This is a genomic window from Actinoplanes sp. NPDC049681, from assembly GCF_044465265.1.
In the GTDB taxonomy this organism is placed as follows: domain Bacteria; phylum Actinomycetota; class Actinomycetes; order Mycobacteriales; family Micromonosporaceae; genus Actinoplanes.
This window is the reverse complement of the sequence record NZ_JBITLP010000002.1, coordinates 70,148-96,453: the sequence shown is the minus strand read 5'-3', so window position 1 is coordinate 96,453 and position 26,306 is coordinate 70,148. Positions and strand designations below refer to the sequence as shown.

Here is a 26,306-nt window from a genome sequence, read left to right as displayed (position 1 = left end):
TGGTCCTCCAAGGAAGGGGGCTACCCCCGGGCTGCAATAAAGTTAGCCTAACCTAACCTGCAGATCGAGCCACGGACCCCCGATCATCTGGAGCCCCCATGACCCTCCGCATCCGAGGCCGGCGACGGGCGCTCGCCCTCGTGGCCGCCGGCCTGCTCGTCGCGACCACCACGGCCTGCGCTGCCGACGAGAACGACGCGCCCGCCACGGGAGCCTCCGGTTCCGCCGCGACGGCGTTCCCCGTGACGATCGAGCACAAGTTCGGCTCGACCACGATCGGGAAGCGGCCCGAGCGCGTCGTCACCGTCGGCTGGAACGACCAGGATCCGGTGCTGGCGCTGGGCGTGGTGCCGGTCAGCACGCGCGAATGGTTCACCGAGTACCCCACGTACCCGTGGGTGCGGTCGGCGCTCGGCGGCAAGAAGATCAGCACCTTCTCGGCCGAGCTGAACTTCGAGGCGATCATCGAGCAGCAACCGGACCTGATCCTGGCGATCTACGAGACGATCACCAAGGAGACGTACGAGAAGCTGTCGCAGATCGCCCCGACGGTCATCCAGTCCTCGGCGTACGCGGACGAGCAGACCCCCTGGGACGTGCAGACCCTGACCATCGGCAAGGCCCTGGGCAAACCCGCGGAAGCTCGCGCACTGGTCGACAAGGTGAACGCGCGGATCGAGGAGGCGCGGAAGGCCAACCCGCAGTTCGCCGGCAAGACCCTCGTCGTCGACTTCGGGCCGGAGAAGGGCCAGCACTGGCTCATCCCGGCCAAGGACCCGCGCCGTGCCCTCTTCGACGCCCTCGGCTTCGCGGCGCAGACCGAGAAGGACGAGGTGAGTGAGGAACGCCTCGACGTGCTCGACCGCGACGTGCTGTTCGTCAACGGCGCGGCGAAGAAGGACATGCTGGCCTCGCCGGCGTTCGGCCGCCTCAAGGTGGTCACCGAGGACCGCACCCTGTACACGTCCTTCTCCACGCCGCTGGGCGGGGCGCTCGCATACAGCGGCCCGAACGCCCTGCTGTACGCGCTGGACGTCCTGGTGCCCCAGCTGAGGAACGCCACCGACGGCGACAAGGCCACCGCGGTGACCGACTTGTCGAACGCGGCCTGAAGACCTGTGCGGGGGCGGCCGCCCGGCCGCCCCTTTGCCAGAGCCTGTGACAATGCCGCCGTGACCCTTCGCAATATCGCCTGGTGGCAGCTGCTGCGCATCGCCCTCGTCGTGGGCTGGATCATGTGGGCGGCCCTGATGTGGTGGACCACCCCGCGTGAGGCGAGCCTTGCCCACGCCCGGCAGGACGTCGCCGCCGACCGGGTCGTGGAGTACAGCTGGGGCAGCGAGTGGCGGACGGACCACGTGCCCTGGACACCCCCGGTCCTCGAGGACGGCTCCGACGACCGGATCTTCCTCTGGGAGACGCCCGACGGTCACAGCTACTACACCGACGGCGACGATGCCCTGCACGCGGCGGCCGAGAAATCGAACGGCCGAAGCGAGAGCGTGCTCCCCCGCACCATGACCGGCCTCGCCATCGCCGGCACCCTGATCACGCTCTGGGCGCTCCTCTCGACGGATCCGGTCACCGGCACCAAGTGGTTCTGGTTCTGGATCCTCACGCTGCTGCCGATGGGGGTGGGCCTGCTCTGGTGGCTGGCCCGGGAACGCCCATGGGCGCGGGACGTCGCACCCCGCGAGAAAAGGCATCGCTGGTACGCCGGGATCGGCTACTCCTTCCTGGTGGGGCTGGTGCTGAGCATCGCGTACGCGCTGCTTCGCGGCTGGCTCGGCGACGGCATCATTCCGCTCGTGAGCTGAGCGCGGCGGCCAGGAGCGGGCCCAGCCGGTCCAGGGTCGCCCGGTCGAGCAGGGCCGAGTGGGTGACCGCCAGCTCGTGCACCTGCATGCCGCCGGTCAGCGGTCGCCACGCCGGTGCCGCCGGGCCGCTGAAGCCCTGCTCCGGCACCGTCGCCTCGACGAAGAAGACCTCACCGGGATACGCGGGATACGCCGCGCCCGCCATCAGCCGGTCGGCGGCCAGATAGTTCTCCAGCACCAGACCGATCTGCTCGTCGGTCAGGGCGGCGATGCTGCCACCGGCCGCGCGGACGAAGGCGACCGATTCGGCCGTCGTCAGGTCGCCGTCCGGCACCGCGTACCCCATCTCGGCCAGCAGCCCCCTGACGGTCGACGGCGTCCGCCCGGCGTCGCGGCGGGCGTCCAGCATGCCCACGAAACCCACCGTCCGGCCGCGGCCGATCAGCTCCGCCGCGACGCACAGGGCGAGGGCACCACCGAACGACCAGCCCAGCAGGCGTACGGGCCCGGCCGGCTGATGCCGTTCCACCGCATCGGCGTGCTCCGCCGCGAGCGCGGTCATGCTCACCGCCGCCCCACCGGACAGCAGCGGCGATTGCAGGCCGACCAGCGGCATCGGCAGGTACCGGGCCAGACCGGCGAACTGCCAGCTGAGCCCGCTCGCCGGCGCGAGACAGAACAGCGGCGGCTCGCTGCCCGGCGGGCTCAGCGGCAACACCGGCGCCAGCGCGTCCCCGGCCGGCACCTCGCCCGCCAGCAGCCGGGTGACGCCCGCGACCGTCGGCGCGGCGAAGAGCCGGGCGACCGGGATCTCGGCGCCGAACTCCTGGCGCAATGCCGTCGCGAGCCGGACCAGCAGCAGCGAGTGCGCGCCGAGGGCGAAGAAGTCGTCGTGCACGCCCACCTCGCCGACGCCGAGCACCTGCGCGACGATCCGGGCGACGGCCGCCTCGGCGCGGGAGCGGGGTGCCGCCTGCTCCGGCCCGGCCGGCACCGCGACGTCGGGAAGCGCGTTGCGGTCGACCTTGCCGTTCGGGGTCAGCGGCAGCTCGTCCAGGACGTGGCAGACCGCCGGCACCATGTAGCCCGGCAGGGCCGACTCGAAGAGTTCCGTCAGCGACGCGGCCGAGAACGTCGGCGTCACCGTCACGTACGCGACCAGCCGCTCCCCGCGGGCGACGACGACCGCACGGGTCACGTCCGGGTGCGACAGCGCCACCGCTTCGATCTCGCCCGGCTCGATGCGGAAACCGCGGACCTTGACCTGGTGGTCGGTGCGGCCCAGGTACTGCAGCCGGCCGTCGCGCCACCGGGCCAGGTCGCCCGTACGGTAGAGGCGCTCCCCGACCGGGGCCGCCACGAACCGGGACGCGGTCAGCGCCGGGCGGCCGTGGTAGCCGCGAGTGACCTGCGTGCCGCCGAGGTACAGCTCACCCGCCACACCCGGCGGTACGGGCTGCAGCCGGTCGTCCAGGACGTAGGCGGTGGTGCCGGGCAGCGGCCTGCCGATCGTGCCGTCCCATTGCCCGTCCACCTCCTCGGCGGTGGCCCACACGGTGACCTCGGTGGGGCCGTACAGGTTGGTGACGCTTGCCGCGCGGGTGTGCAGGCTGCGCGCCAGGGAGACCGGGAGCGCCTCGCCGCCGACCAGGGCGCGTACCCCCGACAGGTCCACATCGGACGAGTCCAGCAGCGCCGCCCAGAGGGAGGGCGTCGCCTGCATCGCGGTGATCTGTTCCCGCTTCAGCAGCCGCGCGAGCAGCTGCGGGTCGCGGACCTCGCCGGGCGTGGCGAGCACGACGGTGCCGCCGGCCCGCAGGGTGCCCATCAGCTCCAGGACCGAGATGTCGAACGACAGCGTGGTGACCGCGAGCAGCCGCTCGCGCGGCTGGAGCGGGACCGCGGCGAGGAAGGCCTCCAGGTCGCGATCGGTCACCACGACGCCCTTCGGGCGACCGGTCGACCCGGAGGTGTAGATCACGTACGCGGCATGCGAGGGATCCCGCTCCACGAGGGCTGCCGGCGCGGGCGTGACCCCGGCCAGGAACGCCTCGTCGATGACGACCGCCGGGCGGGCGTCGGCCACCATGAACTCCCGCCGCACCGCCGGGAAGGCCGGATCGAGGGGCAGATAGGCGGCGCCCGCCTTCGCGACGCCGAGGACGGCCACGACGAGCTCGGCCGAGCGGGGCAGATGGATGCCGACGATGCTCTCCGGGCCGGCGCCGCGGGCGGTCAGCGCGGCGGCAACCGCATCGGACGCACGGTCGAGGTCGGCGTAGGACAACCGGGTTCCGCCCGCCACCAACGCTTCGCCCCGGTGGCGCGACACCAGCGTGTGCCATGGCTGTGCAGCGGCCGGGACCGCGGGCTCGGACCGGTCGAGCTCGGCGCGGTCGTCCGCGGTCAGCAGGGGCGCGTCCGTGACCGGCAGCGACGGATCCGCGGCCACGGCGGAGAGCAGCACGGTCAGCCGGTCCAGGAGGCGGGCCGCGGTGGTGGCGCGGAAGCGATCGGTGTCGTACTCGCAGGTGACCGTGACGCCGTCCCGGCCCGCGTCGACGAAGGTGAGGTTGAGGTCCACCTTCGGGTCGGCCGCGAACCCCGGCGCCTCGAGGACGGGCAGGCCGAGCACCGGGCCGGGATCCGCGGGCCGGTGAAAGTAGCCGATCATCACCTGGAACAGCGGGTTGCGGCCGGCCGCCCGCGGCGGATTCACCAGCTCCACCACATGCTGGAACGGCACGCCGGCATGCTCGAACGCGGCCAGGTCGGCGGCACGGACCCGGCGCAGCAGCTCCGCGAACGACGGGTGGCCGGACAGGTCGGTCCGCAGCACGATCGTGTTGACGAAGAAGCCGACCAGGTCGTCGAGGCCCGCGTCACCCCGGCCGGACGTGGGGCTGCCGATCGGGACGTCGGTGCCCGCGCCGTGCCGGGACAGCAGCGTGGCGAGGGCCGCGTGCAGCGCCATGAAGAGGCTGGCGGACTCGGCCCGCGCCACTTCGCGCAGCCGGTCGACCAGCGCGGCCGGCAGCGTCGCCGTCACCAGGCCGGCCGGGTGCTTGGCCGCGGTACGCGGCCCGTCCGCCGGCAGGGTGATCTCGTCAGGCAGGCCGTGGAGCGTTTCCCGCCAGAAGTCGCCGGGCGTCTCCGTCAGCGACAGGACGTAGTCGGCGTACTGCAGGGGCAGGGGCTGCCAGTCCGGTTCGCCGCCGGCCACACGAGCGGCATAGGCCGTGCTCAGGTCGCGCAGCAGCGGCCGGTCCGACCACTCGTCCATCGCGATGTGGTGCAGCACCAACGCCAGGACCGTGGTGTCGCTCTCGAGCACGCCGGCGCGGATCGGCAGGTCCTCGGCGAGATCGAAGGGGCGCGCGACGAGAGCGGCTACCGGAACTCCGATCTCGACCGGGACGGTTTCCGGCGCGGGCAGGATGTGCTGCGCCGACGCGCGGATCACGGTGCGGAGGACCTCGTGCCGGGCCACGACGTCGGCCAGCGCCCGGGACAGGGCCGGCACGTCGACGCGGCCGGCGAGGCGTACCAGCAGCGGATAGTGGTAGGCGCTGGATCCGGGGTCCAGCCGGTCGAGCAGCCACAGTCGCTGCTGCGCCGGGGAGAGCGGCAGCACCTCCGGGCGTTCCCGCGGGGCGAGGGCCGTCCGTGCCGGGCCGGCGGCGGTACGGGCGAGCCGTTCCGGCGTACGGGCATCGAACAGCGCCCGCAGCGACAGCTCCCCGCCCAGCTCGGCGCGCACCCGGCCGACCAGCCGCAACGCGGACAGCGAGTGCCCGCCCGCGTCGAAGAAGTCGTCCTCGACACCGAACGACGGCAGGCCGAGCACCTCCGCGAACAGCTCGCACAACCGGCGTTCCCGATCGTCGGCGGGCGGCCGGGAAGCGGTGGCCACGGGCGCAGCCGCCGGAAGGGCCGCGGCGTCGAGCTTGCCGTTGACGGTCAACGGCAGGGCGTCGACGACGGCGTACAACGACGGAACCATGGCGGACGGCAACCGCTCGGCCAGCGCGGCGCGCACCTCCGCGGGGGTGGCGGCACCGACCAGGTAGGCGGCGAGCGACCCGCCTCGGGCGAGCACGGCGGCCTGCCGGACGCCGGCCACCGCCGAGACAGCGGCCTCGACCTCGCCCAGCTCGATCCGGTAGCCGCGGATCTTGACCTGGTCGTCGGTGCGGCCGAGGAAGTCGAAGTTGCCGTCGGGACGCTCGCGGACCAGGTCGCCGGTCCGGTAGAGCCGGGTGCCGCCGGGTCCCGCGACGAAGCGCGACGCCGTGAGCCCGGGCCGGTCGAGGTAGCCGCGGGCCGTTCCGGCACCGGCGATGTAGAGCTCACCGGCCACGCCCGGGGGCACGGGACGCAGCCAGCCGTCGAGCACGTACGCGGTGGTGTTGAGGATCGGGCGGCCGACCGTGGCGGTGGGGCTGTTCGCCGTACCCGCGCCCAGGGTGTTGATGGTGTATTCGGTCGGGCCGTAGAGGTTGTAGCCGGTCACACCCTCGGTGTCCCGCAGCGTCGCCCAGAGCTTCTCGGAGACGGCCTCACCGCCGAGCAGCACCAGGCATGGCCGGTGTCCGCCGTCCAGCAACCCCTCGTCGAGCAGGGCCTGCGCGTACGTCGGGGTGAGGTTGACGACGTCGACCCGGTGCTCTTCGCAGTACGCGACCAGCGCCCGCCCGTCCCGCCGCAGCTCCTCGTCGGCGATGTGCACGTGGTGGCCCTCGACCAGCCAGAGCAGCTCCTCCCAGGACATGTCGAAGGAGAAGCTCACCGTGTGCGCGATGGTCAGGATCCGGCCGCCGGCCGCCGGCCCGAAGATCTCCGACCGGTGGTTGAGCTGCATGTTCGTGAGCCCGCGATACGGCGTCACGACGCCCTTCGGCCGGCCCGTGGACCCCGAGGTGTAGATGACGTATGCCGGCCGGTCGAGGCGTCCGGGCGTGCCCGGGGCGAAGTCGTCGAGCCACGGTTCGCCGACCTCGCGGTAGAGCCCGGCGAGCGATTCCAGCACCAGCAGCGGCCGCGCGTCCTCGATCATCGTCCGTCGCCGCCCGGCCGGCAGCTCGAGGTCCAGCGGCAGGTACGCCGCGCCCGCCCGCAGGACGGCGAAGAGCGCCACGACCATGTCGATGCCGCGCGGGAGCGCCAGCGCGACGATGCGTTCCGGCCCGGCACCGCGGGCACGCAACCCGCGGGCGACCGCGCTGACCCGGCCGTCGAGCTCGGCGTAGCTGAGGGTGACGCCGTCGTGGGTGAGCGCGGCCGCGGTCGGGGTTCGCGCCGCCTGCCCGGCCAGCATCTCCGCGATGGTCACGTCCGGGATCTCCGCGTGCACGCCCTCCTGCGGCGCCGGCGTGGGCAGGCCGATCGAGGCGACGGGCGCGTCGATGTCGAAGCCGGTCAGGACCGCGCCCAGCCGGTCCAGAAGGGACTGCGCCTGCGCGGCCGGTACGACGTCCGGGCGGTGCTCGAGCCGGATGCGCAGGGTACGGCCGGGAGTGGCGACCCAGGTGAGCGGATAGTGCGTCGCGTCGACCGCCTCCACGCCGACGATGCCGTGCTCGGTCTCCAGATCCGTGAAGGTGTCGTCGTCGAGGAAGTTCTGCAGCACGTACAGGCTGTCGAAGAGCGGGCCGCGGCCGGCCGCACGCTGGATGTCACCCAGGCCTACGTACTCGTGCGCCATCATCTCGATGCGCTCGGCCTGGACCCGCCGCAGCACCTCGCGCACCGGTTCGGCCGCGCCGAGGGTGACGCGCTGCGGCACGGTGTTGAGGAAGACGCCGACGACCTCCTCGATGCCGTCGAGCTCGGTCGGGCGGCCCGCCACGGTGGTGCCGAACACGGCCTCGGACCGTCCGGCGGCGTGGCTGAGCACGATGCCGAGGGCGGTGCTGAGGACGGCGTTCAGCGTGACGCCCGCGGCGCGGGCCTGATTCGTGAGGTGTGCGGTCTGCTCCTCGGTCAGCCGCAGGGCCAGGCTCTTCGCCAGCACCGGCCGGGCGCCGGCGGCCGCCGGGTAGAGGATGGTCGGCTCCGCCCCGGCCAGGGCACCGGACCAGGCCCGCAGGGATGCTGCGGCGTCCTGCCGGGAGATCCAGTCCAGGTAGTCGGTGAAACTCGCACTCTTCCCGGGTACGGGACGACCCGCGTACGCACCGAACAGATCCCGCAGCACGAGCTCGCGGGACCACCCGTCCCAGAGCAGCAGGTGGTACGTGAACAGCAGCCGGTCGCGGCCCCCGGGCAACCGCACCACGGTGAGCCGGGCCAGCGGCGGCTCGCCCAGGTCGAACGGACGGGCCCGGTCGGCGGCCATGACCGCGCCGAGATCCCCGGGGTCCTCGATCACCTCGACGGTGACCGGCACCTCGCGGCGCAAGCGGGCCCGGCCCTCGTCGCTGAACGCCAGGCGCGCGGCGGGATTCGCGGCGAGCACGGCGGCGAAGGCCCGTTCGAGGGCGGGCACGTCGAGACGGTGGTCGACGTCGAAGGCGTTCTGGGCGATGTAGACGTCGGCGTCCCCGGCCAGCTTCGCCTGGAAGTACAGGCCCTCCTGCAGCGGCGACAGCGGCCACTCGCGCTCGTCCGCCGGGGCCAGCTCGGCGGCCCACCCCTGGGCGATCGCCCGGGTCGCGTCCAGCCCGAGGCCCTCGTCGGCGTACGTGAGAACGGCGTGCAGCTCGCCGCCGCGGGCCGCGACGTTGATCTCCAGCAGGTACGGCGTCTCGAGGTCGTCGTCGGTCCGGACCCGGATGTCCTCGTCGGCCGGGGACCAGTCGGCGGCGTCGTCGTCGAAACGGCCGAGGTAGTTGAACAGCACCTGCGGCGTGCCGAGCCGGGCCAGCGCCGCGGCGCTGCGCGGGTTCACGTAGCGCAGCAGGCCGTAGCCCAGGCCGTCGCCCTGAGGCAGGTCCGGTAGCCGTACGGGGGCGATCGAGGTGAACCAGCCGACCGTCCGGGACAGGTCGGCGTCGCCCACCGGTTCCCGCCCGTGCCGTTCCAGGTCCACGACGAGCTCACCGTCCGTGCCACGCCAGCGATTCACCGCGGCGTGCAGAGCCCGGAGCAGCGTGGCGGTGACGTCGCCGGTCAGCACCGACGGGTCGACCGGGATCCGCAGCTCGTGGTCGCGGGTCCGCCCTGCGGCGACCACGTCCGCCTTCAGCTCGCCGCCGGGTGCCAGTGTTCGCTGCCAGTGCGGGAACTCCGCCATGCGCGCTGCGGTGCCGGCCTCCTCGGTGAGCATGCGCGCGAACGACCGCAGCGACGTGCCGACCGGGTCCAGCGCTGCCCCTTCGTACGCCTGCCGCAGGTCCTCGACCAGGATGTTCCAGGAGACCCCGTCGACGACGAGGTGATGGGCGACGAGCAGCAGACGCCGCCGGCCGGGGAAGAAGACGGCTTCCAGGACGCGTCCGGCGTCGGGGTCGAGGCGGTCCACCGCTGCCTGGGCCTCGCGGCGGATCGAGGCGGGGTCGGCGTCGTCCACTGTGGTCAGCCTGACCTGTCCGGTGGCGCGTACCTCCTGGGACCAGAGCATCGGCGCCGGGCGGCTGAGGGTGAGCCGGAGCGCGTCGTGGTGGGCGACGAGCTTGTCGAGGGCGGCCTGCAGCCGGGCCGCGGTCGCGTCCGGCGGCGTCCGGAGCAGGTCGGACTGGTGCAGCCGGTCGATGGTGCCACCCAGCTCGGCGAGCCGGTGCACGATCGGCAACAGCGCCACCTCGCCGATGCCGTCGAACGTCGTGGTCACGGTTGCCGTCCGCGGAGAGGCGGCCAGCGCTGCGGGCGTGCGCTTGAGGAACACGTCGCGCGGGGACAGCTTGAGGCCGCTGCGCTTGGCGCGGTTCACCAACTGGATCGCCACGATGCTGTCGCCGCCGAGGGTGAAGAAGTCACCGTCGGCCGGCACGTCGTCCCGGCCCAGGACCTCCGCGAACAGCCCTCGCAGGGTCGTGATCTCGGGACGTTCGCCGGGGTTCTCCACCGGCCGCGCGGCCGTCGTCCGGGCCGGGGCCGGCAACGCGTCACGGTCGAGCTTGCCGTTGACCGTCAGCGGCAACCGGTCGAGGGTCACGAACGCGGCCGGAACCATGTAGTCCGGCAGCATCGCGGCGAGATGCGCGCGGATCGCGTCCTCGTCAGGCCGGCTGCCTGCCCGCGCGACCAGGTAGCCGACCAGCCTGCCGTCACGCACGACCACCGTCGTGCCGGCGATGCCCGGGAGCGTGAGCAGCGCCGCCTCGATCTCGCCGGGCTCGATGCGGTAGCCGCGCACCTTCACCTGGTGGTCGGAGCGGCCCAGGTAGACCAGCTCGCCGTCCTCCCAGCGGGCCAGGTCGCCGGAGCGGTAGAGGCGGCCGGGGCCGTACGGGTTGGCGACGAAGCGGGACGCGGTCAGGGCCGGGCGGTCCAGGTAGCCGCGGGCGAGCTGCTCGCCGGCCACGTACATCTCGCCGGTCACGCCCTCGGGCACCGGCTGCAGATACGCGTCGAGCACGTACACCGCCAGGCTGGGCAGCGCGGTGCCGATGACGCTGGGCCGGTCCACGTCCGCCGGGTCCAGTGCGCGGAACGACACGTGGACCGTGGTCTCGGTGATGCCGTACATGTTGACCAGGCGCGGTCGCGGGTTGCGCGCGAACCAGCCCTTGAGGCGGGACGGGTCGAGGGCCTCACCGCCGAACACGACGTAGCGCAGCGGCAGCCGGTCCGGCTCGGTCGCGTCCGCCTCGATCAGCGGGAAGAACGCGGACGGGGTCTGGTTGAGGACGGTCACCTTCTCGTCGCGCAGCAGGGCGCGGAACCGCTGGGGGTCGCGGGCCACGTCGTGCGGGACGACGACGAGCCGGCCGCCGTGGAGCAGCGGACCCCACAGCTCCCAGACCGAGAAGTCGAACGCGTACGAGTGGAACATCGTCCACACGTCGCGCGGGCCGAACTCGAAGTGCCGGTCCGCGGCGGCGAACAGCGCGCGGACGTCGCGATGGGTCACGACGACGCCCTTGGGTTTCCCGGTCGAACCCGACGTGTAGATGACGTACGCCGCGTTGTCCGGGCTCAGGTTCACCACGGGGCGGGTGTCGGGGCGGCCGGGCGCGGCGACGTCGCCCTCGCCGATCACGCAGACCGGCCGCGCGTCGTCGAGGATGGAATGCCGCCGGGCCGCCGGCGCCTCCGGGTCGACGGGTACGTAGCAGCCGCCGGCCTTCACCACCGCGAGCAGCGCGACGATCAGCTCCTCCGACCGCGGGAGGCTGACCGCGACCCGCGATTCGGGCCGGACGCCCCGGGCGATCAGCTCGTGGGCGAGCTGGTTGGCCCGGGCCTCCAGCTGGGCATAGGTGAGCCTGCCCACGGCGACCGCGTCCGGATTTTCGCGGCAGATATCCACGATGTCGTCGGAGGACACCTCGATCGCCGAGCGGCTGAACCCACCCAGGGAGAGCGCGGAGACCGGACGGTCGAGGCCGTCGATGAGCTGATCCACCACGGAGGCCACCTGGGAGGCGAGGCGCCGGGCGGCATCCGCGCCGATCGCCACGTCGTACTTGATCTCGAGGGTGAGGCGGTCGCCCGGGAACGCGACCAGGGACACCGGGTAGTGGGGTGAGTCCGTACCCGTGAAGCCACGCACGCCGAGGCCCCCCGCATCGCCGCCCTCGACCGGCGGGAAGTTCTCCACGACGACCATCGAGTCGAACAGCTCCCGCACGCCGGCGAGCCGGTTGAGCTCCGCGAGGCCGACCTGCTGCACGTCGAGCACGTCGGTCTGCTGGTCCTGCAGGCGGCGCAGCACGTCACCGACCGGCTCGTCCGGACGCCACGCCATCGGCACCGGCACGGTGTTGATGAGCAGGCCGACGATCGACTCGACGCCGGGCAGCTCGCCGCCGCGTCCCGACACGGTCGACCCGAACGCCACCGCGTCGCGGCCGAGCAGCCTGCCCAGCAGAAGTCCCCAGGCGCCGTGGATCAGCGTACTCACGGTGATGCCGCAGGTGCGGGCGATCTCGGTCAGCTCGTCCACCCGGTCGATGTGGGCGAAGGCGCTGTCGTGGTGCGAGACCGTGGTGACGTCGGGGTACAGCGCCGTCGGCTCGGCGCCGTTCAGGGCGGCGCTCCACGCGGCGCGCGCGGCCTCCCGATCACGCGTCACGACCGACTCGACGTGGTCGCGGAACGTCGTCGGCGGCGCGCTCAGCTCCCGGCCGTGGTACGCGGCCACGACGTCCGAGAACACCAACGGGTACGACCACCCGTCGGCGAGGATGTGGTGCATCGTCTCCACCAGCCGGTGCTCGGTGGCGCTCAACGACACCAGCGCGTAGCGCAGCACGGGTGGCTTCGCGAGGTCGAACGGCTGCGCGAGCTCCTCCGCCGCGACTTCGGCGAGACGCTCCGGCGTCCCGGTCAGGTCGACCTCACGCCAGGGCACCTGCACGTCCGCGGCGATGACCTGGACGATGCGGCCGTCGCGCAGCTCGCGGAAGGACGCGCGCAGGGCTTCGTGACGGCGTACGGCCGCTTCGACCGCGGCGCGCAGCCGGGGCGGATCGACCTCGCCGGTCAGCTCCGCGATCTGCTGCACCGCGTACGCGTCCACATCGGACGTGGCGGCGTGGAAGTACATGCCCTCCTGCAGCGGCAGCAGCGGCAGTACGTCCACCGCACCCGCGAACGCGTCGACGTCGTCCTGGGTCAGCGCGACGAGCGGGAAGTCCGACGGGGTGTGCCCACCGACGTCGGTGGTGGTCAGCTCACGCAGCACCCCGGTCCAGTGCTCGGCCAGCGCGACGACCCGTTCCTCGGCGAGCAGCCCCGACGGCCACGACAGCGTCGCCTCGAACGCATCGTCGGTGGCGTGCGCATTGATCTCCAGCGGCATCGCCGGGTTCGCGGGATCGACGCCCTCCCGTAGCGGCGCGGCCTGAGCCCAATCACCGGCGTCTCCACCGAAGCGGCCCAGGTAGTTGAAGAGGATCTCCGGTGCCGGGCCGAGATCGTGGTCGTGCAGCCAGCGCAGGGAGCCGTAGCCGAGCCCGCCGGCCGGCACCGCGCGCAGCTGCTCCTTCACCGCGCGGACCGCGGCGGCGAGGTCCGTGGTGGTGCCCGGGTCGAGCCGCACCGGGTGGATCGCGGTGAACCAGCCGATCGTGCGGGACAGGTCGAGGTCGCCGGTGCGGCCGTGGCCCTCCAGGCTGACCAGCACCGGCTCGTCCGTGCCGCGCCACCGGTTCACGGCCACGGCAAGGCCGGTGAGCAACACGTCGTTCACCCCGCCGTGGAAGGAGGCAGGCACGGTGGTGAGCAACGGGACGGCCACCTCGGCCGGGAGGGTCACGGTGACCGAGCGGACGGTCGCCGCGGTGTCGACGGCCGGGTCGGCCCGTCGGTCACCCAGCAGCGCGCGCGGCCCCGCCAGCGACGTACGCCAGAACTCCGCCTGATCCGGATACACGGGCTGGGACGCCGCGAAGGTCCGGAACGACGCGCCGACCGGTTCCAACTCCTCGCCCCGCCAGGCCCGGCGCAGGTCCTCGGTGATGATGCGCCAGGAGACGCCGTCGACCACGAGATGGTGGATGACGAGCAGCAGCATGCGGCCGTCCCAGGCGGCGCGCAGCATCACGCCGGTCGCCGGGTCCAGGCGGGCCACCTCGGCGGCCTGGTCGATCGGGCCCTCGGTGATCAGCCCGGTGGCGCGCAGGCCGGGGGCGGGCACGTGCAGGGTGCCGTCGAAGGTGGCGCGCAGCAGGTCGTGGCGGTCGAGCAGGGCCTGGAGGATCTCCTCGAGCCGGGCGCGGGTCAGCGCGGCCGGGGTGTGCCAGGCCATGGACTGGTAGAAGCCCTCCAGCGGCGTCGCCGACTTCACCGTCTCGGCGAGCATGGGGGTCAGCGCGACGTCGCCCAGGCCGTCGTCGGCCACGGTTGCCACGGCGGCGGCGGGCTGGGCGGCGGCGAGTGCTCGGACCGTACGGCGGCGGAACACGTCCCGCGGCGTCACGTGCATCCCGGCCTTGCGCGCCCGCCCGGCGACCGCGATGGACGAGATGCTGTCCCCGCCGATCGCGAAGAAGTCGTCGTCGATGCTGACCTCCGGCAACCCCAGCACGTCGGCGTAGATCCCGGCGAGCACGCGCTCGCGCTCGTCGCGCGGGCCGCGGACGGCCGACAGGATCGGGGTGGCGTCCGGAAGCGCCTTGACGTCGAGCTTCCCGTTGACCGTGAGCGGCAGGGTCGTCACGGTCGCGTACAGCGACGGGACCATGTAGGACGGCAGTCGCTCGCCCAGTGCCGCGCGGACACTCGCCGGGCCGGCCTCACCCACGAGGTACGCGTGCAGCTTGCCGTCCCGGGCCACCACCGCGGCCTGCCGGACGCCGGGCACCGCCGCGACCGCCGACTCCACCTCGCCCAGCTCGATCCGGTAGCCGCGGATCTTCACCTGGTCGTCGCTGCGGCCGAGGAAGTCGAGGTTGCCGTCCGGCCGCTCGCGCACGAGGTCGCCGGTGCGGTAGACACGGGTGCCGTCCGGTCCGGCGACGAACCGCGCGGCCGTCGACGCGGGACTGCCGAGATAGCCCCGGGCCAGCCCGGCGCCCGCGATGTACAGCTCGCCCACGACGCCCGGGGGCACCGGACGCAGCCAGGGGTCCAGCACGTACCCGGTGGTGTTGAAGATCGGCTTACCCACGGTCGGGGTGGGGCTGTCGGCCGTACCCGCGCCCAGGGTGTTGATCGTGTACTCGGTGGGGCCGTACAGGTTGTAGCCGATGGCGGGGTCGCTGAGCCGCGACCAGACCGTCTCGCCGACCGCCTCACCGCCGAGCAGCACCAGCCACATGCGGTGGCCGTCCAGCAGGCCCTCCTCGAACAGGTGGTGGGCGTAGGTCGGGGTCACGTTGACGACGTCGATGCCGTGCCGGTGGCAGTAGGCGACCAGCGCCGTGGCGTCGCGACGCAGCTCCTCGTCGCAGACGTGCACCTCGTGGCCCTCGACGAGCCACAGCAGCTCCTCCCACGACATGTCGAAGGAGAAGCTGACGGTGTGCGCGATCCGCAGCCGGTCGACGCCGGCCGCCCGGGCCCGCGCGACTGTGGGCCCGAAGATCGCGGCGCGGTGGTTGAGCTGCATGTTCGTCAGCCCCCGGTACGGCGTGACGACACCCTTCGGCCGGCCCGTGGACCCCGACGTGTAGATGACGTACGCCGGATGATCGGGCCGCACGGCCGACCGCACCGGCCCGCCGTCCATCGCCAGGCCGTCCAGTTCGGACACGACCAGCAGCGGCCGGGCGTCGTCGATCATCGCCTGCCGCCGCTCGGCCGGCAGATCCGGATCGAGGGGCAGGTACGCCGCACCCGCTCGCAGCACGGCGAACAGCGCGACCACCATGTCGATGCCTCGCGGCAACGCCAGGCCGACGATCCGCTCCGGCCCGGCACCTCGCGCGATGAGCCCCCGCGCGACCGCGTCGATCCGTGCGTCCAGCTCGGCGTAGCTCAGCCGCTGCGCACCGAAGACCAGCGCGGTGAGGCGGGGGGTCCGGGCCGCCTGCGCCGCGAGCATGTCGGCGATCGTTTCGCCCGGGATATCCGACATCTGCCCGCGCAGTGCGCGATCCTCGGTAGCGGAGACCGATCCGGCGGGCACATCCAACCCGTCGGCGAGCACCCGCAGCACGCCCACGAGCTCGTCGACCATCGACCGGGCGGCGGACGCGCTGACCACGTCGGGGCGGTACTCGAGCTTCACGCGCAGGTTGGCGCCCGGGGTCAGCACCCAGGTCAGCGGATAGTGCGTGGTGTCGGTGTACTCGACGTTCACGATGCCCTGCGCGGCCTCGAGGTCGTCGAAGGTGCTGTCGGCCAGGAAGTTCTGCAGCACGTACAGGGTGTCGAAGAGCTGGTCGTGGCCGGTCGCCCGCTGGATGTCGCCCAGGCCGAGATACTCGTGCGGTGCCAGGTCGATCCTGTCCTGCTGGGCGCGGCGGGCCAGCTCGGCGATGGTCGCACCCGGCGTCGCGGCGACCCGGGCGGGCACGGTGTTGAGGAACAGCCCGATGACGTTCTCGATGCCGGGCCGCGTGGTCGGCCGTCCCGCCACGGTGGTCCCGAAGGTGACGTCGCCCCGGCCGGTGCGGTGGCCCAGCACCAGGCCCAGCGCGACCGTCAGCACCGAGTTGAGCGTGACGCCGGCCCGCCGGGCCTGCTCGGTCAGCCTCGTCGTCACCGCGGTGGGCAGCGCCGCCACGACGCGCTCGGACAGCACCGGCTCGCGGCCGGTCGCCTCCGGCACGACGATCGTCGGCTCGCCCAGTACGGCCTTCCAGGCGGCGGCCGAGGCGTCCCGGTCCTGGGCCGCGAGCCACGCGAGGTAGTCGGGGAAGCCCGGACCGTCGGTGGGCAGCACGCCGCGGGCGCCGCGCGAGTCGTATAGCGCGAACAACTCCCGCAGCACGAGCTCGCGCGACCAGCCGTCCCACAGCAGGAAGTGGCAGGTGAGCAGCAGCCGGTCGGTGCCGTCCGCGTTGCGTACCACGGTGAGCCGGACCAGCGGCGGGTCGGTCAGGTCGAACGGCCGCTCCCGGTCCGCGGCGGCGATCGCCTTCGGGTCGCCGCCCTCGACGACGGTCACCACGGCCGGCACCCGCGCGGCGATGACCTGCCGCGGGCGCGGTTCACCGAGAAAGGACGCCCGCAGCGTCGGGTGCCGCTCCAGCAGGGCGGCGAAGGCCAGCTCCAGCGCGGGTACGTCCAGACGCCGGTCGAGGTCGAACACGTTCTGCGCGATGTACGTGCTCGCGCCGTCCGCGTACGTCGCCTGGTAGTACACGCCTTGCTGCAGCGGCGACAGCTCCCACACCTCGGCGGCCAGACCCTCCGTGGCGGCGGCGACGGCTGCGGGCGTACGGGCACGAAAGACGTCCTGGGTGGACAGCGCGATGCCGTCACGGGCGAGCAGGTTGACCAGCCGGATGGCGCTGATGCTGTCGCCGCCTCGCGCGAAGAAGTCGTCGTGCACGCCGACACTTGCGGCACCGAGCACCTCGGCGAATCGTGCGACGACCTCCGCCTCGCGCGGTGTGCGCGGCGGCTCACCGGTGGCCGCGATCGGGTCGGGCAGGGCGCGCCGGTCCCGCTTCCCGTTCGGCAGCAACGGTACGGCGTCCAGCACGGTCACCGTCGCCGGGACGAGATACCCGGGCAGCTCCGCCCGCAGGGTGGCGAGCAGCGCGTGCGGATCGAGGCTCTCGCCCGCCTCGGGTACCACGTACCCGTGAAGGCTGGACCCGCGGGCGACCGCGACGGCCTCGCGGACACCGAGCCGGCGCAGCAGCGCGGCCTCGACCTCGGCGAGCTCGACCCGGTGGCCGTTCACCTTGACCTGGTCGTCGTTGCGCCCGAGGAACTCCACCCGGCCGCCCGTCCAGCGCCCGAGGTCGCCAGTGCGGTAGAGCCGCTCCCCCGGGGTGTTCGGGTCGGCGACGAACCGCGCCGCGGTGGCGCCGCCCTGACCGCGATAGCCCCGCGCGAGCTGCACCCCGCCGACGTAGATCTCCCCTACCGCGCCCGGCGCCACCGGCTCCAGGACGGCATCGAGCAGATACACCCGTACGCCGGGAACGGGACGTCCCAGCGTCACGGCCTCGCCGGGCGCGACGGTCCCGGCGAGCACGTCCCCGGTGTTCTCCGAGGCACCGTACGAATTCACGAGCTCGGCACCCGGCGACGCGGCGGCGAGCGCGGCGACCGTGGCGGCGTCCAGCGCCTCACCGCTGGTGATCCACCGGCGCAGCCCGCGCACCCGCTCCGGCGCCGTCTCGGCCATCGCGGCGGCCAGCCCCGGCACGGCGAGCAGCTGGGTGGCGCCGGACCCGGCGACGAGCCGGGCCAGCAGCGCACCGTCGGCCGCGGTGGCCTCGTCCGCGATGACGACGGTGGCGCCCGCGACGAGACCGCCCAGCAGCTCGGTGGTGCCGTCGATGAAGCTCATGGAACTCTTCGCGACCCGGACCTCGCCGTCCCATCGCTCGCGCGCCCACGCCAGGCGATTGGCGAGGGCGCCGTGGGTGCCGACGACCGCCTTGGGGCGCCCGGTCGAGCCGGAGGTGTAGACGACCGACGCGGCGTCCAGCGGCCCGACTCGCAAAGCCGGCGCCTGGCCCCGGGCGGTACGGATCCGCACCACCGGAACGTCGTGCGGCGGCAGCGCGCGGATGCTCGGGTCGTCCGCCAGCACGCAGACCGGCCGGGCGTCGTCGAGCATGAACTCGATGCGCGCCGCCGGATAGCCGGGATCCACCGGCAGGTACGCAGCCCCCACCCGCAGCACGCCGAGCAGCGCCACGGGCAGGTCCGCGGTTCGGCGGGTGGCCACGGCGACCACGTCCCCCCGGCGTACGCCCGCGGCGTGCAGCGCGGCTGCCACGGCGCCGGAGCGTTCCCACAGGCCGGCGTAGGTGAGCTCGGTGGCACCGGCCCGTACCGCGACCCGGGCTGGATTCACCGACTCGATCATGTCGGGTACCAGGTCCGTGGTCGCACCGGGATCGCCGGCACCCAGCGCGGCGACGTCCGCCCGGTCGGCGGCTCCGAGCAGGCTCAGCGAGGCGATCGGGGTGTCGGCGTCTGCGGTCAGGACGCGGACGTACTGGTCGAGCAGGCGGGCGGCGGTGGCCGGGTCGAGGCGGTGGGTGAGCGTCACGGTGATGGTCTCGCCCGGCCGGACCATGAGGGTGACCGGGTAGTGCGGCGCCTCGATCACGTCGACGCCGGTGATGCGCGGCCCGTCGCTCTCCGAAGCGTTCGGGGCCGGGTAGTTCTCGATCACGACGAGCGTGTCGAAGAGTTCCGGCAGCCCGATCCGGCGCTGGATGTCCGCCAGCGCGGTCTGGTCGTGCTCGACCATCTCGCGCTGGTCACCGGCGAATCGATGGATGACGTCGGACAGGGACTCAGCTCCGGTCCAGCGCACCCGTGCGGGCACCGTGTTGATGAGCAGGCCCGCGATCGCCTCGACGCCGGGCACGTCGCCGCCGCGGCCCGACACGGTCGAGCCGAACACCACGTCGGACCGGCCCGTGACCCGGCCGACCAGCACCCCCCAGGCCGCGGCCACGACATTGCCGACGGTCACGCCGTGGCGCTGGGCGACCGCCCGCACGGCCTCGCCGTCCACGGTCGCGGTGATGCTCGCGGCGGGGCCGGTCTCCCGGGGGGCCAGCAGGGTCGGCTCGGTCACGCCGTCGAGCAGCCGGGCGTACGCCTCGACGTCGCCGCGGCCGCGACGGGCCAGGAAGTCGCGGAACGACGGCGCCGGGGGCAGCGAGCGGCCCGCGTAGAGGGCGACCAGGTCGCCGAGCATCAGCGGCACGGACCAGCCGTCGGCCACGATGTGGTGCACGGTCTGCACGAGGACGTGCCGGTCGGCGGCGAGGCGGACGAGGGCGTACCGCATGCCGGGCGGGCGGGACAGGTCGAACGGTTCGGCGCGTTCGGCGGCGGCGACGGCGTCCACGTCCCCAGCCACCACGTACCGCCATGGAACCGCGACCGAACCGCCGAGCACGGCCACAACTTCTCCGTCGGCCACCGGGCGGAAGGCGGCGGCCAGGTTCGGGTGGCGCTCGAACAGGGCGGTCGCGGCGCGGCGGAGGCGGTCGGCGTCGAGCGGGCCCTCGAGGTGGATCAGTTGCTGCACGACGTACGGGTCGGCGCCCGGCGCGTACGTGGCGTGGAAGTAGAGCCCGGCCTGCAACGGCGTCAACGGCAGCACGTCGCGGACGTCCGGGCCGAGCGCGTCCACATCGGCCTGGTTCAGCGCCACCAGCGGAAAGTCCGACGGGGTGTGACCGGCGACGGCGGGGTCGTCCGCGATGGTGGTGAGCAGCTCCACCCAGCGGTCCGCGACGGCCTGGACGGCGTCGCGCCCGAGCACCCGGCCCGGCCAGCTGAACACCGCGGACAGCCGCGCGCCGACGGTGACGGCGTTGACCTCCAGCGCGCGGGGCAGCGGCATGCGCGGGTCGCGGCGCTCCACGATCTCCTCGCCGTCGGCGAAGCGCCCGAGGTAGTTGAACAGCACCTGCGGCTGCACCGCGAGCTCGGCGTGGCCGGCGAGGTGGCGCAGGACGCCGTACGAGATGCCGTGGTGCGGCACGGCCCGCACCTGCTCCTTGACCGCCTTGACCGCCTCGGCGAGCGGCAGCCCGGTGACGTCCAGCGGCACCGGGAAGAGCGTCGTGAACCAGCCGACCGTACGCGACAGGTCGAGGTCGGCGGCGTCCTCCTCGCGGCCGTGCCCCTCGAGCTCCAGCAGCATCGGCCGGTCCGGCGAGACCGCCAGCACGAGCGCCGCCACCAGCGCATCGTTGACCCCGCCATGGATCGCCGCGGGCACCGCGGTCAGCAGCCGGCCGGCGACGTCGTCGGGAAGCGTGACGGTCAGCGTCTCCTCCGTGGCGACCGTGTCCCTCTTGTCCGGGCAGGCAAGGCTTCCCCTCGGCGTCTGCGCCGCCCTCGTCCAGAACGGCAGATCCTCGCTGAAGTCGGCGGCGCGCAACGCCGTGGCCCACTGCCGGAACGAGGTGGGCGCAGGGCCGATCGGCAGGCCGCCGCGCAGATCCTCGGCGAGGACACGCAGCGAGACGCCGTCCACGATCACGTGGTGTGCGGCGACGATCAGCTCGCCGCTCTCCGGCAGGTGCGAGAAGGCCACGAGCCGCTCCCTGCCCAGCCGGGCGACGGTCGCGTCCAGATCCTCGCCGACCCGCAGCACCTCGGCGGCGGTCACCGCCCCGACCGGGCGGACCGTGAGCACGGCGCCGTCGACCGTCGCGCGCAGCACATCGTGCGCCTCCAGCAGACCGTCGATCAGCGGGGCGATCTCCCCGTCCGGAGCGGGCAGCGTGACGGCCTGGAAGAAGCCGTCCAGGGCGTCGCCCGCCTCGTCCAGCCAGGCCAGGATCGGGGTCGGCGGCACCTCGCCGACCGCATCGACAGCGGCGGCCTCGAGCTCGGTCCCTTCCACCACCAGCGCGAGCGCGGCCGGCGTCGGATGCGCGAAAAGATCCCGGACGCGCAGCGAGAACCCGGCGCGCCGGGCGGCCCGGACCGCGCCGATGGCCACAATGCTGTCGCCGCCGAGGGCGAAGAAGTCATCCTCGGCGCCGACCGCGTCGAGGCCCAGCACGCCGGCGAAGACGTCGCAGAGCCGTGCCTCGGTGTCACTTCTCGGCTCACGCGACCGGGCCGGCCCCAGCACCGGTACGGGCAGAGCACGGCGATCGGCCTTGCCATTGGCGGTCAGCGGGAACGCGTCGAGGATCACGAACGACGACGGCACCATGTACTCCGGGAGCCGGTCCGCACACCAGGCGCGCAGATCGCCGGCGGTAGCGTCCGCCCTCAGGACGGCGTACCCGATCACATGCCGTTCGTGGATCGTCACGACGGCCTGGCGCACGGCGGGATGGGCGGCGACGACAGCCTCGACCTCCTCCAGCTCCAGCCGCATCCCGCGGATCTTCACCTGGTAGTCGGCCCGCCCGACGAACTCGAGGGTGCCGTCACCGGTCCAGCGCGCCAGATCGCCGGTGCGGTACATGCGCTCGCCGTCGGTCCGGAACGGGTTGGCCACGAACCGGGAGCCGGTCAGGGCGGGCGCGTTGACGTAGCCACGGCCGAGCAGGAAACCGGCCGCGTACAGCTCACCGGTGACACCCGGGCCGACCGGATTCAGATCGTCGTCCAGCACGTAGAGCTGCGTGTGCGGATTGGGCCGCCCGATCGAGGTGGCGATGCGCTCGGCGGAGTCGCGGTAGATGACGTGCGAGACGCCGATCGTCGCCTCGGCCGGGCCGTACCCGTGGTAGAGCGTCGTGGAGAGCTGGGCGCGGAACCGGTCGAACAGCTCGGGGGTGAGCACCTCGCCGCCGCACCAGACGTGTCGCAGGCCGTCCAGCAGGTGGGTGTTCTGCGCGAGCTGCAGGACCACGTCGAGCATGGAGCTGACGAGGTAGACGAAGGTCACGCCCTCGGTGGCGATCAGGTCGAGCAGATACTGCGGGTCCCGCTCGCCGCCGGGGTCGGCGACCACCACGTACGCGCCGGAGACCAGGGGCAGCAGGATCTCGTTGACGCTGATGTCGAACGACAGCGGCGCCTTGAAGAGCGTGGCATCCCCCGGCCCGAACCCGAGAACCTGATCCCGCTGCCAGCGCAGCCGCTCATGGATCGCCTCGTGCCGGATCATCGCGCCCTTGGGCCGGCCGGTGGAACCCGACGTGAAGATCACGTACGCCAACTGCCCCGGAGCGACGGTGATCCCGGGGCTCTCGGCACTGTGCCGCGGGACGTCCTCGGCAACCAGGGTGATCGCCGCGCGAGCCTCGGCCAGCACCTGCTCCCGGCGCCGGGCGGGCCAGGCGGGGTCGACCGGTACGAACGCCGCCCCGGCGACCATCGTGGCGAGCACGGCGATCACCATCTCGGCGGAACGCGCCATGCCGATACCGACCACGTCCTCCGTGCCGATCCCGCGGGTCCGCAGGTCACGGGCGAGCGCGTAGACGCGGCCGCTGAGCTCGCGGTAGGTCAGGCGGGTGTCACCGGCGACGAGGGCCAGGGCATCCGGGGTTTCCGTCGCCTGCGCCGCGAAGGCGTCCACCACGGTCGAGGTGGCGGCGGGGCTGGTGTGGTCGTTCCACCGCGCCAGCAACCCCTCGATGTCCTGCAAGCCAACCGTCATCCCGCACCTCCGATGTGGAGCGCCACCAGGCGCGCGTCATCGACGCGATGTTAGGTTAGCCTAACCTCAACAGCGAGAGGATTCGGGTGACGACGACATGGGGGTTCGCGACTCCCACGCCGCCCACAGCTGGGCGTACCGGCCGCCCGCCGCCAGCAGCTCGGCATGCGAACCGCACTCCACGATGGACCCCTGTTCCAGCACGATCACCCGATCGGCGGCCGCCGCCTGGGTGAGCCGATGCGCCACCACCAACCCGGTCCGCCCCCGCAACGCGGCAGCCGCGGCCTCCTCCAGCTCTCGCGCCCCCGCACTCCCGGCCTCCGCGGTCGCCTCGTCCAGCACCACCACAGCCGGATCCAGCAGCACCAGCCGCGCCAACGCCAGCTGCTGCGCCCGAGCCGCGGTCAGGTCATGCCCGCCGTCACCGACGACCGTCGACAGCCCCTCCGGCAACGCGCGAACCCACTCCAGCGCCCCCACGGTGGCCAGCGCAGCCTCGACCTCGGCGACGTCCGCGCCCGGCCGGGCCAGGCGCAGGTCCTCGACGAGCGGCCCGGCGACCACATGGGTCTCCTGGCTGACGACGGCCACCGTGCGCGCGGGCAGGTCAGTCACCGGCACCCCGCCCACCCGGGCGGATCCGCTGCCCGGCCGCAGGATTCCCGCCGCGATGGACGCCGCGGTCGTCTTGCCCGCCCCGGTCGAGCCGACCAGCGCGACCCGCTCCTCCGGCGCCACGCGCAGCGACACGTCCCGCAGCACCGGCGTCACCCCGTCATAGCTGAAGCCGACGTTCTCGAGAGTCAGCGCGGAATCGGCCGGTGGCCGTCCCACGGACGGCTCCTCGACCGGCATCCGCAGGACGCCGACGAGCCGCGCGAGACTCGCCCCCGCCGCCTGGAGCTCGTCGAATGTGTACAGCAGCATCGACACCGGGTTGAACAGGCGGTGGAACAGCAGAGCCGCCGCGGACGTCTCGCCGACGGTCACGGCGCCGTCGCGGACCAGCAGGAAGCCCACGACCAGGATCGCGGTCAGCCCGAGGAATTCGGCCCGGTTGACCCGGCCGACGAAGCGCGTGAACAGCGTGAAGACGTCCACGGAGATGTCCCGGGCCTTCGCGGAAGCGCCGTCGATCTCGCGCAGACGCCGGTCCTCCCAACGGTACGCGTGCACCGTCCGCAGCCCCTGCATGCTCTCGACGAGCAGCTGCGACCGCTCGGCCACAGCGGCCCGTTCCCGCGCGTAGCGAGGCGCGGACCGCGGCAGGTACCACCGGAGGGCAAGGAGGTAGAACGGTACGGCCACCGCGCCGGCAAGCCCGAGCCGCCAGTCGATGCCCGCCATCGCGGCGAGGCTCAGCACGCCGAGCAGGAACGCGGAGATCATCTGTGGCAACACGTCGGAGACGGCCCTGCCGATGGCCGCGATGTCCGCGCCGACCCGGGACAGCAGGTCGCCGCGGCCGGCCCGGTGCAGCACCAGGGCCGGCAGCCGCAGTGCGGTGGCCATTGTGCTTTCGCGCAGGTCGGCGAGAATCCGGGCACCCAGACCGCCGATCAGGTACGCGCTGAGCCCCGTAGCGCCCCCACCGGCCAGCGCGGCCACCACGATCACGATGGAGATCGAGACGACGGCCGGCGCGCCGGCGCCCGAGCGGACCCGGTCGACGAGCACGCCGAGGGCGTACACGGGGACGATTGCGGCCGCCGCGGCTAGGACGCCCACCACCACCGCTCCGGCCACCTCCCCGCGGCGTCCACGGAGTTCGGTACGCAACCATGCCCGGCTCTGCCGCGCGGTGGCGATCGGAAGGGTCATCGGAGCACCAGTCGTCGGTAGGAGTCGTCGGAGGCGCCCAGGTCGGCGTGCGCCCCCTCGGTGGTGACCGCGCCCTCGCCGAGCACCACGACCCGGTCGGTGGCGGCGAGCAGGGCCGGGCTGCTGGTGATCACGACCGTCGCGAAGCCGGCGTCAGGCCCGTGCCGCAGCGCCCGGATGCCCTGGGCGATGGCGTGTTCGGTGACCGCGTCGACCGCGGTGGTGGGGTCGTGCAGCACCAGCACCGCCGCGCGGGTGAGCAGCGCGCGGGCCAGGGCGAGACGCTGTCGCTGGCCGCCGGAGAGGCTGGCGCCGCGCTCGGCGACCCGCGCGTGCAGGCCGTCCGGGTGCGTGCCGACCACCTCGTCCGCGGCGGCCGCGCCGAGCGCCTCGGTGAGGGACCGGCCGTCGTCGTGCACGGCGACGTTCGTGGCGATGGTGCCGGTGAACAGGTCGGCGTGGTGCGGTTCGACATGCAGCAGGCGGCGGGCGTGATCCCGGTCGAGGTCCTCCAGCGGTACGCCGCCGAGCAGCACCCGGCCCTCGTACGCGGCCGGGACGGCGAGCAGCTTCATCAGCGCCTCGGCGTCGGCGGGCCGGCGGGCCACCACGCCCACGAACTCTCCGGGCGCCACCCGGAGGTCGAGGCCGGTGAGCGGGCCGTGCCGGACGCCGCTGAGGTGCAGCTCGCACCGCTGGGCGACGGGGGCGGTCGTGCCCTCGGGCAGGACCAGGCCGGCGTCGGTGACCTGGGCGACCCGGTCGGCGGATGCCCGCGCCTCGGCGATCCAGCTCGGCACGATGGCCAGCAGCCCGAACGGTTCGACGAGGAACTGCGCGGAGCCGATCACGGTGATGAACTCGCCGACGGTGATCCGGCCGGTGAGCGCGAACCAGCCGGCCAGGATGGCGATGCCGCAGGCCAGCAGCGTGCTGAGGGTGGTGGAGGCGGCGAGGTAGCCGCCCTGGGTCCGTGCGGCGCGCAGCGTCGCGGCGAGGGATCGGCGGCTGACCGCGCGGTACCGCTCGGCGGCCGCCTCCTGCGCGCCGATGCCCCGCAGCGGGCGCAGCCCGGTGACGAGGTCGGTCGCCAGCGACGTGGCCCGGCCGGCCCGCTCCTGCTGCTCCGCCACCCGCCGGGTGATCCGCGGGGAGCCGAGCTGCAGCACGATCAGCACGAGCGGAGTGGCGATCAGCACGGCGAGACCGAGCGGTACGGAGATGAGCAGCAGCGTGACGGCACTGATCGCGGTGGCGACGATCGCGCCGGCGATCCGGGGCACATAGTCCAGCAGGTACGAGGTGTTGTCCGCGTCGCTCGTGGACACCGTCAGCAGGTCCCCGGCCCGCAGATCCGTACGCGCCCCGCGAGGGTGCAGGATCTTCGCGGAGACCTCGACGCGCAGCAGGTGCGCCTCCTCCGCGATGGCCTTCATGAGCTGCCGCGCACCGAACCGGTACGCCGTCGTGAGCAGCACGAAGAGCAGGCCCAGCGCACCGGTCCACAGCGCGAGCGCGGTGCCGTCGCCGGGAGTGACGGCACCGTCGACGACCACACCGATGAGGATCGGGATCGCCGCCTCGCAGGCCTGGTGCACGCCGATGAGCGCGACACCGGGCCAGAGGCGGCGGCCGTTGCGGGTGATCGTCCTGCGCAGGATGCGGCCGCCGGAGCGGCTCACTGCGCCATGCTGTCGCGCAGGCTCTTGGGGCGCAGGTCGGTCCAGTTGGCGTCGACGTAGTCCAGGGCGTCCTGACGCGATGCCGGGCCGAAGACGCTGCGCCAGCCGGCCGGGATCTCCTTGAACGAGGGCCAGAGCGAGTGCTGCTCCTCGGCATTCACGAGGACGTGGAAGGTGCCGTTCTCGTCGTCGAACGGGTTGTTGGACACG

The 26,306-nt window shown here is 73.3% G+C and carries 6 protein-coding genes; 2 read left to right on the top strand and 4 right to left on the bottom strand.

Features of this window, described 5'->3' with window-relative positions; translation table 11 throughout:
• Positions 1-98 precede the first annotated feature (98 nt).
• On the top strand, positions 99-1,112 hold the full coding sequence (locus ACIBO8_RS05760; protein WP_396113962.1) for an ABC transporter substrate-binding protein: 1,014 nt from the start codon (positions 99-101) through the stop codon (positions 1,110-1,112).
• A 60-nt stretch (positions 1,113-1,172) separates the two neighbouring features.
• Entirely contained in the window at positions 1,173-1,817 is a 645-nt protein-coding gene (locus ACIBO8_RS05755) for a hypothetical protein (protein ID WP_396113961.1), read from the top strand.
• Here ACIBO8_RS05755 and ACIBO8_RS05750 read toward each other — a convergent pair.
• From ACIBO8_RS05750 to ACIBO8_RS05735, 4 genes are all read right to left on the bottom strand, one after another.
• Positions 1,798-22,590, bottom strand: coding sequence for an amino acid adenylation domain-containing protein (locus ACIBO8_RS05750; RefSeq protein ID WP_396113960.1), 20,793 nt, complete (start codon positions 22,588-22,590; stop codon positions 1,798-1,800). The two genes, ACIBO8_RS05755 and ACIBO8_RS05750, sit on opposite strands and share 20 nt — an antisense overlap.
• Before the next feature lie 66 nt (positions 22,591-22,656).
• Entirely contained in the window at positions 22,657-24,414 is a 1,758-nt protein-coding gene (locus ACIBO8_RS05745; protein WP_396113959.1) for an ABC transporter ATP-binding protein, read from the bottom strand.
• Positions 24,411-26,096, bottom strand: a complete 1,686-nt coding sequence (locus ACIBO8_RS05740; RefSeq protein WP_396113958.1) for an ABC transporter ATP-binding protein — start codon at positions 26,094-26,096, stop codon at positions 24,411-24,413. The genes ACIBO8_RS05745 and ACIBO8_RS05740 overlap by 4 nt, the downstream gene beginning before the upstream one ends.
• A complete protein-coding gene (locus ACIBO8_RS05735) occupies positions 26,093-26,305 on the bottom strand; it encodes an MbtH family protein (RefSeq protein WP_396113957.1) in 213 nt (70 codons plus the stop codon). The genes ACIBO8_RS05740 and ACIBO8_RS05735 overlap by 4 nt, the downstream gene beginning before the upstream one ends.
• Position 26,306: the final 1 nt, after the last annotated feature.